Source organism: Mesorhizobium sp. M0185 (assembly GCF_040322175.1).
Taxonomy (GTDB): domain Bacteria; phylum Pseudomonadota; class Alphaproteobacteria; order Rhizobiales; family Rhizobiaceae; genus Mesorhizobium.
Map to the genome: position 1 here is coordinate 1 of NZ_JAMYSY010000012.1, position 12,978 is coordinate 12,978.

12 protein-coding genes are annotated in these 12,978 nt (G+C 64.8%); 10 read left to right on the plus strand and 2 right to left on the minus strand.

What is annotated here, in order from left to right:
• Positions 1–236: 236 nt before the first annotated feature.
• The 4 genes from NKJ20_RS12030 to NKJ20_RS12045 are packed head-to-tail and all read left to right on the plus strand — an operon-like array spanning position 237 to position 3,514.
• Positions 237–1,118 carry a branched-chain amino acid ABC transporter permease gene (locus tag NKJ20_RS12030; RefSeq protein WP_352455934.1) on the plus strand — a complete coding sequence of 294 codons (882 nt, stop codon included), beginning with the start codon at positions 237–239 and terminating at the stop codon, positions 1,116–1,118.
• The gene (locus tag NKJ20_RS12035; protein WP_023676975.1) at positions 1,115–2,077 is read left to right on the plus strand and encodes a branched-chain amino acid ABC transporter permease; all 963 of its coding nucleotides are present in this window, start codon (positions 1,115–1,117) and stop codon (positions 2,075–2,077) included. The genes NKJ20_RS12030 and NKJ20_RS12035 overlap by 4 nt, the downstream gene beginning before the upstream one ends.
• Positions 2,074–2,802, plus strand: coding sequence for an ABC transporter ATP-binding protein (locus NKJ20_RS12040; protein ID WP_352744238.1), 729 nt, complete (start codon positions 2,074–2,076; stop codon positions 2,800–2,802). Before NKJ20_RS12035 ends, NKJ20_RS12040 begins: the two co-directional genes overlap by 4 nt.
• Complete coding sequence (locus tag NKJ20_RS12045) at positions 2,795–3,514, plus strand: ABC transporter ATP-binding protein (protein WP_352744239.1); 720 nt, start codon at positions 2,795–2,797, stop codon at positions 3,512–3,514. The genes NKJ20_RS12040 and NKJ20_RS12045 overlap by 8 nt, the downstream gene beginning before the upstream one ends.
• Here NKJ20_RS12045 and NKJ20_RS12050 read toward each other — a convergent pair whose 3' ends face one another.
• Both NKJ20_RS12050 and pncA read right to left on the minus strand, forming a co-directional pair.
• Positions 3,515–4,942: a sodium:proton antiporter gene (locus NKJ20_RS12050; RefSeq protein WP_352744242.1), complete on the minus strand. Its 1,428-nt coding sequence runs from the start codon at positions 4,940–4,942 to the stop codon at positions 3,515–3,517.
• 40 nt (positions 4,943–4,982) lie between these two features.
• Positions 4,983–5,582: a bifunctional nicotinamidase/pyrazinamidase gene (gene pncA, locus NKJ20_RS12055; RefSeq protein ID WP_023676971.1), complete on the minus strand. Its 600-nt coding sequence runs from the start codon at positions 5,580–5,582 to the stop codon at positions 4,983–4,985.
• A 272-nt stretch (positions 5,583–5,854) separates the two neighbouring features.
• On the opposite strand from pncA, the gene NKJ20_RS12060 reads away from it, so the two are divergent.
• The 6 genes from NKJ20_RS12060 to NKJ20_RS12085 are packed head-to-tail and all read left to right on the plus strand — an operon-like array spanning position 5,855 to position 12,919.
• On the plus strand, positions 5,855–6,715 hold the full coding sequence (locus NKJ20_RS12060; protein WP_352744243.1) for an FAD binding domain-containing protein: 861 nt from the start codon (positions 5,855–5,857) through the stop codon (positions 6,713–6,715).
• Positions 6,715–9,471 carry a molybdopterin-dependent oxidoreductase gene (locus tag NKJ20_RS12065; protein WP_352744245.1) on the plus strand — a complete coding sequence of 919 codons (2,757 nt, stop codon included), beginning with the start codon at positions 6,715–6,717 and terminating at the stop codon, positions 9,469–9,471. Before NKJ20_RS12060 ends, NKJ20_RS12065 begins: the two co-directional genes overlap by 1 nt.
• Entirely contained in the window at positions 9,468–11,012 is a 1,545-nt protein-coding gene (locus NKJ20_RS12070; protein ID WP_352744248.1) for a 6-hydroxynicotinate reductase, read from the plus strand. Before NKJ20_RS12065 ends, NKJ20_RS12070 begins: the two co-directional genes overlap by 4 nt.
• Positions 11,009–11,884, plus strand: coding sequence for a UPF0280 family protein (locus NKJ20_RS12075; RefSeq protein ID WP_352744250.1), 876 nt, complete (start codon positions 11,009–11,011; stop codon positions 11,882–11,884). The genes NKJ20_RS12070 and NKJ20_RS12075 overlap by 4 nt, the downstream gene beginning before the upstream one ends.
• Positions 11,877–12,461: an amino acid synthesis family protein gene (locus NKJ20_RS12080; protein WP_352744252.1), complete on the plus strand. Its 585-nt coding sequence runs from the start codon at positions 11,877–11,879 to the stop codon at positions 12,459–12,461. The genes NKJ20_RS12075 and NKJ20_RS12080 overlap by 8 nt, the downstream gene beginning before the upstream one ends.
• Complete coding sequence (locus NKJ20_RS12085; protein ID WP_352540033.1) at positions 12,458–12,919, plus strand: MarR family winged helix-turn-helix transcriptional regulator; 462 nt, start codon at positions 12,458–12,460, stop codon at positions 12,917–12,919. The genes NKJ20_RS12080 and NKJ20_RS12085 overlap by 4 nt, the downstream gene beginning before the upstream one ends.
• The last annotated feature ends 59 nt before the right edge of the window (positions 12,920–12,978 follow it).

Genomic DNA, 12,978 nt, shown 5'->3' on the forward strand with positions numbered 1-12,978 from the left:
AAGCAACAGATAGGGTGGGAAACTGTTCGCGATGTCCTCGCACACCTGTTCGCGATGTCTCCGGTCCAAACAGGGGGGAGATTGGCAGTTCCTGCGAAGGCGGCCGCTTTCCGACCTCGACGATTGGCGAAAGCGGTGATGACAGCCAATCTCTCGCCTCGAGGGGGAGATGCCAAGTTTTGGCAAAGAGGGCAGGCCAGAGGGGGGTGCTTCGCGCATCCGCCGGTGCTTAGCCGATGCACTTCGGACCCCACCTTCTCCTCGCCGCCCTCGAAGGCCTCGTCACCTCCGCCGTGCTGGCGCTGACGGCGCTTGGCCTGTCGCTGGTGTTCGGCGTCATGCGCGTCGTCAATGTCGCGCATGGCGAGTTCTTCATGCTGGGCGCGGTGCTTGCCTGGGCGATCTCAACGGCGATATCCGGCCATCCGGCGCTCGGCTTCCTGGCCGCCCTGGTGCTGGCGCCGCTGATCGTCGGCCTGATCGCGCTGCTCGCCGAACGGCTGGTGCTGCGCCGGCTCAACTACAATCCGGAAGCCACCATCGTCGCCACCATCGGCATGCTCTACATCATCCAGCAACTGGCGCTGACCTTCTACGGCCCGGAGGCGCGGCCGGTGGAGCCGCCGTTCAGCTACCGCATCCTCCTGCCGTGGTTCGGTTATTCCGGGTACAAGCTGTCAATCATCGCCGCGTCGGCGCTGCTGCTGGTCGCGACCTGGCTGGTGCTGACGCGCACGAAAATCGGCCTCGTCATGCGCGCCACGCAATATGACAGCGAGACGGCGCAGGCCTTCGGCATCCCGGTGACCAGAGTCTATGCCGGTGTTTTCGCGCTCGGCGCCATGCTGGCTGCTGTCGCCGCGGTGCTGATCGTGCCGATCAGCCAGGCCCACTATCTGATGGGACAGGACCCGCTGTTGCTGTCGTTCATCGTCGTCATCATCGGCGGCCTCGGCTCGCTGCGCGGCACGGTCGTCGCCGCGGTGCTGATCGGCCTTTCCGACGGCATCATCTCGGTGTTCTTCTCACCGACGCTGGCCAAGATCATCGCCACCTTGCTCGTCGCCATGGTGCTGGTGTTCCGGCCGCAGGGCCTGTTCGGGACGACATCACGATGAAGGATGCTTCGCCGGCAAAGCCATATGCGCTGCACCTCGGCGTCATCGCCCTGCTTTTCGGGCTTAGCTTCGTCCTGCCGGAATACCATCACGGCCTGCTCGCCCGCATCATGGTGCTGGCGGTCTTCGCCATGGGCTACAATCTGCTGTTCGGCTATGTCGGGCTGCTCAGCCTCGGCCATGCCATGTTCTTTTCAGCCGGGCTCTATGGCGCCGGCCTTGCCGTCATCCATCTCGGCTGGAGCGTGCCGGCCGCCTTCGCAGCCGGGCTTGCCTGCGGCGCGCTTCTCGCGCTGGTGATCGGGCTGCTGGCGCTGCGCACCTCCGGCGTCGCCTTCATGATCGTCACTATGATGTTCGCGCAGGTATTCTATCTCGTCATCCTCTATTTCGCTGCCTGGACCGGTGGCGACCAGGGCATGGTCGTGCCGCAGCCGATGCGTGTCCTTGTCCTGGGCAGCACGTCGCTCGACCTCACCAACCCGACCGTGCGCTATATGAGCGCGTTGGCACTGTTCTCGATCGTGCTGCTCATAAGCCTGGCGATAGTCCGCTCCGGCTACGGTCGCGTGCTGGTCGCCATCCGCGAGAACGAAGAGCGGACCAAAATGCTTGGCTACGATACATTTTCCAACAAGCTCGCCGCCGTCGTCATCTCAGGCAGCATCTGCGCGGCTTCCGGCGCGGCCTATGCGCTGCTGTTCGGCTATGTCGGCTCGAGCTTCGCTTCGGTGCAATATTCCATCCTGCCGCTGCTCTGGGTGCTGCTGGGCGGTGCCGCCACCACGCTCGGTCCGCTGATCGGCACGCTGTTCATGTATTATGTCATCGACGTCGCCAGCGGCTACACCTCGGCCTATCTGCTGATCGTCGGCATAGCGCTCATCCTGCTGGTGCTGTTCTTCCCGAGAGGCATTCTCGGCAGCATCCGCCAGCGCTGGCTCGGGTGGTTGCCATGATGCCGCTGCTCACCACCAAAGGCCTGTCGCGCAGTTTCGGCGGCTTGCGTGCCGTCGACGGCGTCGACTTCGCGCTGATACCGGGCGAGATTCGCGCCATCATCGGCCCCAACGGCGCCGGCAAGACCACCCTCGTCAGCCTGGTCAGCGGCCGCATCCAGTCCTCGTCGGGCACGATCATCTTTGACGGCGCCGATATCACCAGCCTGCCTGCCTACGCCAGGGTTCGCCTTGGCATCGCCTATACTTTCCAGATCACCAGCGTCTTTGCCAATCTCAGCGCCTACGACAATGTCGCCCTGCCGGTCCAGCGCACGCTGACCGATGGCCGTTCGAAGGGCGCGGTTCACACCGGCGTCATGGCGGCGCTCGAGCGCACCGGCCTTGCCGACCGGGCGCAAATGCCTGCCGGGCAATTGTCCTACGGTCACCAGCGGTTGCTGGAAGTGGCAATGGGACTGGCACTGAAGCCGCGGCTGCTGATCCTCGACGAACCGACGCAAGGGCTTGCCGACAGCGAGATCGACAATTTCATCGAGCTGGTGCGCGAGATCGCCGATAGCGCCACCGTGCTTTTGATCGAGCACAACATGCCGGTGGTCATGCGGCTCGCCGACCGCATCACCGTCTTCAACGCCGGCAGGATCTTGGCTGAAGGCACGCCCGAGCAGATCCGCGCCAATGCCGCGGTGCAGGACGCCTATCTGGGGACGACCCATGGCTGAGGCCCAGTCCAAGGCACTGACGATCTCCGGGGTCGACTGCTTCTATGGCGAGGTCCAGGTGCTCTATGGCCTCGATCTTGTCTTGAACGAGGGCGAAGTGCTCTGCCTGTTCGGCCGCAACGGCGCCGGCAAGACGACGACGCTGAAGGCAATCATGGGCCTGGTGCCGGTAAGCTCCGGCTCGATCAGGCTCGAAGGGCGGGAATTGAGCGGCTTGCCGGCGCACGAGGTGCCCAAGGCCGGCGTCGCCTACGTGCCGCAGGGCCGGCGGCTGTTTGCCGAGATGACGGTGGCGGAAAATATCGATATCGGCCTGATGGCCCGCAACAAGGGCAAGGCGACGCGCGAAAACGTGCTCGATCTCTTCCCGCTGTTGCGCCAGCGCCTCAGGCAGCGTTCGGGCACGCTATCCGGCGGCGAGCAGCAGATGCTGGCCATGGCCCGCGCCCTGTGTCTGGAACCGCAGGTGCTCCTGCTCGACGAACCGACCGAAGGGCTGATGCCGTCAATGATCGCCAAGATCCGCGAAACCGTGTCGAAGCTGCGTGCGCTTGGCGTGTCGACAATTCTTGTCGAGCAGCGCGTCGATGCCGTGCTGTCGGTCGCAGACCGCGTTTGTTTCATCGAAAACGGCCGCGACCGCGAGACGGTCGATGTCGAGGAACTGCGTTCCGATCCCTCCGCGGTCCGTCGCTATGTCGGCGTCGGATGATCAGGCAAAGAACAGCAAGCCGGCAAGCAGGAATGTCGGGATCAGCACCGCGCCCGACCATGCCATATAGCCAAAGAAGCTTGGCATCTTGATGCCGCGATGCCTGGCAATGGCATAGACCATGAAATTCGGCGCATTGCCGACATAGGTGTTGGCGCCCATGAACACCGCGCCTGCCGAGATCGCCGCCAGCGTCGAGGCGAGCTCGGTCATCAGATGCTGCGCATCGCCGCCAGCCAGCTCGAAGAACACCAGATAGGTCGGCGCATTGTCGAGGAAGGACGACAGCGCTCCGGTCAGCCAGAAATAGGCAAGGTTGTCCGGCGCGCCGGTCGGCGAACTGACCAGCAGCACCAACGGCGCCAGCGCGCCGTCGAGCCCGGCCCGCAATATGGCGACGACCGGCACGATGCAGATGAAGATGCTGGCGAACAGCTTCGCCACCTCGGCAATCGGCCCCCAGTTGAAGGCGTTTGCGCCGCGAAACTCCTTCGGCGAGACGACAAGCGAAGTGAAGGCCAGTATCAGGATGGCGGCGTCGCGCACCAGATTCTGCAGCTCGAGGCTGACGCCTTGAAATGAGAAACTCACTCCCGGCTTCCAGGCAGCGGAAATCAGGATCGCGGCGATTACGCCGGCCAGCAGCGGGATGTTGGCCAGGCCGCGAATGCGCACCTTGCTGTCGGGCGTCGGATCCTTGATTTTCGGCGCGCCTTCCTCCCGGCGATGCATGATGATGTCGATCGCCAGGAAAACAGCCAGCACCACGCCGGCGACGAACAGCGTCTCGGGCAGCAGGTGAACTGTCGTCCAGAAGAAATCGACGCCGCGCAGAAAGCCGACGAACAGCGGCGGATCGCCCAGCGGCGTTAGCGACCCGCCGATGTTGGACACCAGGAAGATGAAAAAGATGACGACATGGGCGTTGAAGCGCCGGTTGTCGTTGGCGCGGATGAGCGGCCGGATCAGGATCATCGAGGCGCCGGTTGTGCCAATGATCGAGGCAAGCAGCGCCCCTCCCAGCAACAACCCGGCATTGACCAGCGGCGTGCCGTGTATGTTGCCGGCAACGAAGATACCGCCCGAAATGGTGAACAGCGCAAACAGCAGGATGATGAACGACATGTATTCCGTAAGCAGCGCATGCAGCACCGCCTGCGTGGCGGACGGGATGCCGAAGGCGATGGCCAGCGGCCCGATCACCAACGCTGCCCAGAAGGCAGCGATCTTGCCGTAATGGTGCTCCCAAGCATGATGGAACAGCAGCGGGCCGGTCGCGATGCAAAGCAATAGCCCGGCAAACGGCAGCACCCACCAAAGCGACATGGCGGCGCCCGGCAATTCGTGCGCTTCGGCCGCGAGAACCGCTCTCGGAGAAAAGATTGCTGCAATAGGTGCAGCACTTGCCGTCAACGCCGCAAACCGCATGAAGCCCCTCAAAAGTCTGTCAGGTTCGGCTGGATGACGTTCAAATCAGTGTCACGCCGGCATCGCGCATCCGGCCCAGCATCCTCTCCACGGAGCCGTTGAGATCGATGCCGCGGCAGGCGTCGAGCCGCACGGACGTCTCAAAACCGAGCTTGACCGCGTCGAGCGCCGAAAAGGCGACGCAGAAATCCGTCGCCAGGCCGACCAGGGTCAGCGTCTCGATGTTCCGATCCCGGAGATAGCCGGCAAGGCCGGTCGGCGTCGTCCGGTCGTTCTCGAAGAATGCGGAATAGCTGTCGATCGCAGGACGGAACCCCTTGCGGATCACCAGCTCGGCCTTGCTCCAGGCGAGGCCCGAATGGAAATCCGATCCCAGGCTGCCCTGGATGCAGTGATCCGGCCACAGCGTCTGGTGGCCATAAGGCACGTCGATCGTTTCGAACGGGTGCTTGCCGGGGTGGCTGGAGGCAAAGCTCGAATGGCCGGCAGGGTGCCAGTCCTGCGTCAGCAGGACGTGCTCGGTCCGCCGGATTAGGTCATTGACCAACGGCACGATTTCGTCGCCACCGGCCACTTCAAGGGCGCCACCCGGGCAGAAATCGTTCTGCAGGTCGATAACGACAAGCGCTTCGTCGGCCATGGAGCCTCCTTATTTTCTTGGTCTTGAGCTTAGGCTCCAATAAAAACGCGACCGGACGCAGAAACTTGACCAGATGGCCGGCTGCGTCAACCTCTCATGGCATAACAAATGCATTCCGGGTGCACCGGTGCCAACAGTCGTGCAAACTCTGGCTTTGACAATTCCTGCCGGCTTGATATCATTTGCATACGAATGAATTTCCTGCCTTGAATGCTCGGGAAAATCTTTCGGCAGGATCCCCTCTCGGGAAGCCCATTCTGGGAAGGCAAAGCGTGATCCGTTACGCAAAACCCACCACGGTCGACGACGCCCTCGCTTTGCTGGGCGAAGGGCAATGGCGCATCCTCGCCGGCGGCACCGACTTCTATCCGGCACAGGGCAGCAAGCCTTTCCGCGACAATGTCCTCGATATCAATGGCCTGGTGGCATTGCGCGGCATTGCCGAAGCCGAAAACCATTGGCTCGTCGGCGCGCGCACCACCTGGACCGATCTTGTCCGCCATCCTCTGCCGGCGGCTTTCGACGCGCTGAAGCAGGCGGCGCGGGAAGTCGGCTCGGTGCAGATCCAGAACGTTGCCTCGATTGCCGGCAATCTCTGCAACGCCTCGCCGGCCGCCGACGGCGTGCCGGCACTGCTGGTGCTCGATGCCGAAGTCGAACTGCGTTCCGCTGTGGCGACCCGGCATCTGCCCCTTGCAGAATTCATCCTCGGCAACCGTCGCACCGCACTGCAGCCCGGCGAAATGGTCACGGCAATCCGCATTCCCAAATCCGCGACCGCCGGCAGCTCCGCCTTCGTGAAACTCGGCGCGCGGCGTTACCTCGTCATCTCCATCGCCATGGCCGCCGCACGCCTGGCCGTCGAAGATGGTATGGTCAGGAACGCGGCCGTCGCCGTCGGTTCCTGCTCGGTTGTCGCCAGGCGCCTGGCGGGTGTCGAGGCGGCGCTACGCGGCCGGCCCGTCGGCCGCGCGCTGGCCACTGCGATCCAATCCGCACCGATGGACGAGCTGTCGCCGATCGGCGACGTGCGCGGCAGCGCCGAATATCGGCTGGACGCTGCGCGCGAGATCGTCGCCCGCGCTGTGCTTGGTGCGATGGGCGCTGTTCCCGACGAAAGGGCGGCGGCCTGATGAGCATGGAGCGCGTCGACATCGCCTTCGAAGTCAACGGCGCCGCCGTCAGCGTTTGCGTGCCGCCGGTGCGGCGGCTGTCCGCGGTGCTGCGCGACGAGTTGCGGCTGACCGGCACCAAGATCGGCTGTGATGCCGGCGATTGCGGCGCCTGCACGGTGCTGGTCGACGGCGAGCCGGTCTGCGCCTGCCTGATTCCCGCGGCTTCCGCCTCCGGCACCGTGGTGACGACCGTCGAAGGCCTCGCCAATGGCCGGCTGTCGGGGCTGCAGGCCTCGTTTCTCAGCCATGGCGCAGCGCAATGCGGCGCCTGCACGCCCGGCCTGCTGGTCGCCGCAACGGCACTCCTGGACAGGACGCCTTGCCCGAGCGAGGCCGAAACGCAGGATGCGCTGGGCGGCGTGCTCTGCCGCTGCACCGGCTACCGCAAGATCGTCGCCGCGGTGATGGATGCTTGGCGCCACGCCGACGGCCTCGATCAGCGCATGCCATCCTCTGGCCATGCCGTCGGCTCCTCCCCGATCCGCCTCGATGGCCTGCCGAAAGTCACCGGCGACGAAAAATTCGGCGGTGATTCATTCCCGGCCGACGCATTGTCGGTGCTGGTGGTCCGCTCGCCGCATTATCATGCCGCTTTCACTTTTGGCGACCTCGGCAGTTGGGTGAAATGCCGTCCCGGCATTGCCGGCGTCTTCACCGCCGCCGACATTCCGGGAAAGAATTGTTTCGGCGTCATCGCGCCCTTCGCCGACCAGCCGGCGCTGGCCGAAGGGGTTTCGCGCTTTCGCGGTGAGGCGGTGGCGCTGGTTGCCGGCGAACGCGAGGCTATCCTCGATCTCGACCTTGCCGATTTTCCTGTCAGTTGGACCGAGTTGCCGCATTTTCTGGAAACTGGCGAAGCGCAGGCCGGCGGTGCGCAACTGGTCCATGAAAACCGGCCCTCGAACCTGCTCACCTCCGGCTTTGTCGAGCGTGGCGACCCCGAAGCCGCGCTTGCCGGTGCAGCTTTCGTCGTTTCTGGCGCCATCGACACCTCCTATGTCGAGCACGCCTATATCGAACCGGAAGCCGGCTATGCCTTCATGGACGGCGACACGCTGGTCGTCGTCGCCTGCACGCAAGCGCCCTATATGGACCGTGACGACACGGCAAAAGTGCTCGGCCTTGCCCCGGAAAAGGTGCGCATCGTGCCGACCGCCACCGGCGGCGGCTTCGGCTCCAAGCTCGACGTCTCGCTGCAACCGCTCATCGGCCTCGTCGCCATGAAAACCGGCCGGCCGGCGGCGCTCGCCTATAGCCGCACCGAATCGATGAACTCGACCACCAAGCGCCATCCCGCTCAGATGAGAGCGAGCATCGGCGCCGATGCCGACGGCCGCATCACCGGCATGGTCTTCGCCGGCGATTTCAACACCGGCGCCTATGCCAGCTGGGGGCCGACGGTCGCCAACCGCGTGCCGGTGCACGCCTCCGGCCCCTATGCGACGCCGAACTATCGCGCCGAAGGCCGCGCCATCCACACCAATGGCCCGATTGCCGGCGCCTTTCGCGGTTTCGGCGTGCCGCAGGCGACGATCATGCAGGAGACCCTCTATGACGAGCTGGCCGACAGGCTCGGCATGGATCGGCTCGAGTTTCGCCTGAAGAACTGCCTTCGGAACGGATCCGAAACAGTCACCGGCCAGCGGCTCGAGTCGGGCGTCGGCATCGCCGACTGCCTGGAGGCCCTGCGCTCACATTGGCGGCGTGCCCTAACTGACGCCGACGCGTTCAACGCCCGTAGCAGCGGCGAAAAAAAACGCGGCGTCGGCGTCGCCTCTTGCTGGTACGGCTGCGGCAACACCTCGCTGCCCAATCCGTCGACCATCAAGGTCGGCATCTCGGCATCGGGCGAAGTCGTCCTGCATCAGGGGGCGGTCGATATCGGGCAAGGTTCGAACACTGTCATCGCGCAGATCTGCGCCGACGCGTTGGGTCTTCCGCTTGAAAAGCTGCGGCTGAAAGGCGCCGACACGGCGATCACCCCCGACGCCGGCAAGACATCGGCCTCGCGCCAGACCTTCGTCACCGGCAAGGCCGCCGAAAAGGCCGGCCGCGCCTTGCGCGATGAGATCTTGCGTTTCGCCAATGTCTCGGAAAAGGCGGCGATTGCGCTGGACGGCACAAGTCTGAGCATCGGGGAAGGCGAAGCGACGCGCCGCATCGATCTTTCCTCGCTGAAGGTAGACGCCGAAGGCTTTGTCTTCCGCGCCGAGGAAAGCTACGACCCGCCGACGCTGCCGCTCGATGCCAAGGGCCAGGGCAAGCCTTATGCCGTCTATGGCTATGGCGCCCAGATCGCCGAACTGGAGGTCGACCTCAGGCTCGGCACCGTGAAGCTTATAAAAATCACCGCCGCTCACGATGTCGGCAAGGCCATCAACCCTTTACTGGCAGAGGGCCAGATCGAGGGTGGAATCGCCCAGGGCATCGGCATGGCGCTGATGGAGGAATTCATCCCCGGCCGCACCGAAAACCTGCACGATTATCTGATCCCGACGATCGGCGACGTGCCACCGATCGAGACCATCCTGATAGAAGTTCCGGATCCGGAAGGACCCTTCGGCGCCAAGGGTTTGGGCGAGCATGTGCTGATCCCGACGGCGCCGGCGATCCTCAACGCCATCCGCCACGCCACCGGTGTGCTGGTCACCAAAATTCCGGCGACGCCGACCCGCATCCGCGCCGCCATCCTCGACAAGGAGGCGCGCCGATGAGCGAGCTTGCCGAACGCTTCGAGACGCATGATCCCGGCGAGAAGCTGGTGGCCGAGAAGATCCGCTGCGATGCCTGTCCGGTCATGTGCTACATCGCCGATGGCCGCACCGGCGCCTGCGACCGCTACGGCAATGTTGGCGGCAGGATCGTGCGGATGGATCCACTGACCATCCTCGACCACGCGGCCGAGACCGGCGCCGCAATCGTACCCTTTGCCGAAGAAGGCGAGGCATGGGACGGCGAACTGGTCAACACCGGCCGCCGCTTCGTCACCGCCATCGGCGCCGGCACCACCTATCCCGATTACAAGCCGGCGCCCTTCATCGTCAGCCAGGAGGTCGAGGGCGTCGATCTGGTCACCGTCGTCACCGAGGGCATCTTCTCCTATTGCGGCGTCAAGGTGAAGATCGACACCGACCGTCATATCGGCCCCGAAACGGCGACGGTCCGTGCCCAAGGCGAGGCGATCGGCCATGTCACGACCGGCGAATACGGCTCGCAGATGCTGTCGCTGGGCGGCGTACATCATTTGACCGGCGGCTCGAAGGCTGAAGGGCGCGCCACCTGCGACGCCATGCTCGCCCTGTGCAACCGCAAACCGGTTGAACTCGTCATCGACGGCGGCGCCACCGTCATCGTCGAAGCCGGCAAGCCGCCGGTCATCGACGGCAAGCTCGAGCAGCGCATGCGCGTCGGCTGCGGTTCGGCTACCATAGGCATGTTCGCGACCCAATGGCGCGGCCTTGTCGACGAGGTGGTGGTGGTCGATGACCACATCACCGGCGTCGTCTCCGAGCATCAGGCCGGCAAGGTGCTTGGCTGGCAGGATACCGGCATCAAGATCATCGGCCGCCGTTCGACGCCGGGCCGTTATTTCAAGGTGTCGGAGCCCGGCCTCGGCTGGGGCGGCACCAGCATTTCCGACCCGCTGTCGATCCTTGGTGAATGGAACGCCAAAAAGGGTGCGCGCCCCGGCATGTCGCTGCTGATGGTCTCGACCACCGGCGAGCAATTCGCCTATTACGAGCTCGACGACGAACTGAAGCCGGTCCAGAAACCGTTCCCGGAGCGGCTGCGGAAGTCGGTCGAACTGATCGAGGACAATTGCGAGCCGGCGCTCTGCACCGTGCTTTTCGTCGGCGGCGCCGGCGGCTCGCTGCGCGCCGGCGTCACCGAGAACCCGGTCAATCTGACCCGCTCGGTGCAGGGCTTGACGACCTATGTGACGGTCGGCGGCGCGCCGGTCTATGTCTGGCCGGGCGGCGGCATCACGCTGATGGTCGACGTCACCCGCGTGCCGGAAGGCGCCTTCGGCTATGTGCCGACCCCGGCGCTGGTGGCGCCGATCGAGTTCACCATGCGCCGCGACGATTATGTCAGGCTTGGCGGCTACGAAGGCGAAATCCGCAGCGTCGACGATACCCTGGCCAAGGGCGGCGAATATCTCAATCCGCGCCGCGGCACGGCCGCACCCCGTGACAATCCCTGGCCGCCGCTGGCGCAGTTGCGTCGCGCGACCGCAAACGGGGCCGGGCGATGAACGGCCCGCAGGCGCATTGGCTCGAGGACGGCCGGAGGCTTCATCTCAATCATGGGCCGATCGACCTGATCGTCGAGGCATTCGGCGAGGCGAGTGAATGCAGCGCCGCATATCGCCAGGCAGTGGCGCGCTTCCAGACAATCCTGCCCGAACTGGTCGAAGAGTTGCCCGAACTGCGGCGCCCGGCCGCCTCGCGGCCACGTGCTTTCGCTGGCCCGACGGCGCGCCGCATGGAAGCGGCGGTCGTTCCGCTAGCGAAACAATTCATCACACCGATGGCGGCCGTCGCCGGCTCGGTAGCCGACGAAGTGCTTGGCGCGCTGCTTGCCGGCCGCCGGCTCGAGCGCGCCTATGTCAACAATGGCGGCGACAGCGCGATCTATCTCGGCCACGCGCAGTCGATGACGCTTGCCATTGCCGGGACAGGTCATGGGTTGGCAGATCGTCTCACGATCCGCCCCGAAGACGGGATCCGCGGTGTCGCGACAAGCGGCTGGCGCGGCCGCTCCTTTTCGCTGGGCATCGCCGACGCGGTCACGGTGCTGGCGCGAACGGGTGCTGAAGCCGATGCCGCCGCGACCTTGATCGCCAACGCCGTCGACCTGCCCGGTCATCCGGCCGTTAGGCGCGTACGGGCGCGCGATCTCGCACCTGACAGCGACCTCGGCGACCGTTTGGTGACGCAGGGCGTGGGGCTGCTTTCCGCCGCTGAAATCGCTATTGCGCTGGAAGGCGGATTTGCCGTTGCCGAGGAGTTTCGGCGGCGCGGCCTGATTGCCGCCGCGGCACTTTTCCTCGGCGGTCAGGCGCGCATCGCAGGTCCGATGGCGCTCGCCAATAAAGTTTTAGAGAGGGAAATTGCTCATGCCTGAGTTTCCGATCCGCAAGATCGCCGTGCTGACCGAAGAGATTTTTCACGAAGGCGGGCCGGTGGCGAAGGTGCCGCGGCGCCGCGCGGCGGCCATGGCTGTGGTCAAGAACCCGTTCGTCGGCCATTACGTCGAGGAACTGCAGAGCGCCATGGAGGATTTGAAGCCGCTCGGGCTGCTGCTCTCCGACAGGCTTATTGCCGCATTGGGCGGCGACGTCAAACAGATCGACGGTTACGGCAAGGGCGCCATCGTCGGCATGGCGGGCGAGCTGGAGCATGGCGCGCTGTGGCATGTGCCGGGCGGCTATGCCATGCGCGAACGGCTCGGCGACGCCAAGGCGATCGTGCCCTCGGCGAAGAAGGTCGGCGGCTTCGGCGCGCGGCTCGATGTGCCGCTCGGCCACATCAACGCCGCCTATGTGCGCAGCCATTTCGATGCCATGGAAATCGGCATCAGCGATGGCCCCCGTCCCGACGAGATCCTGTTTTGCCTCGCCATGACCTGCGGCCCGCGCGTGCACGACCGCATGGGTGGGCTGGCGGCCAAGGACATTAAGGCATGGGATGGGCTGCGGTGAGCGCCGAGGACAATCTGCTCAAGCTGGTCGAGGCCGAGGAGCCTGACGAAAACGACTATCGCTTGCAGGAGCAGGTCGGCTTCATCCTGCGCAAGGCGCATCAGCGCCATGTCTCGATCTTCGCCGCACACATCGCCGATCTGACGCCGCCGCAATTTGCCGCTTTGGCCAAATTGCGCGACGTCGGCGAGACCTCGCAGAACCAGCTTGGCAGCCTGATCGCCATGGATGCGGCGACCGTGAAGGGCGTCATCGACCGGCTGAAAGCGCGTGGCTTTGTCGAACTTAGCAAACACGAAGTCGACAAACGGCGCCTGCAGGTCAATCTGACCGCCGAGGGGCGCGACGCGATCGAGCGGCTGATTCCGCTTGCCCGTGAGATTACGCAGGAAACGCTGGCGCCGCTTTCCGCCAAGGAAGCGGCCATTTTCATGAAGCTGCTGGCCAAGCTGGCTTAATCTGCTGCCTGCCGGCGTTTGGTTGTTGTTCCTGCCGGGCGCTGAACGCCCGGCAGGAA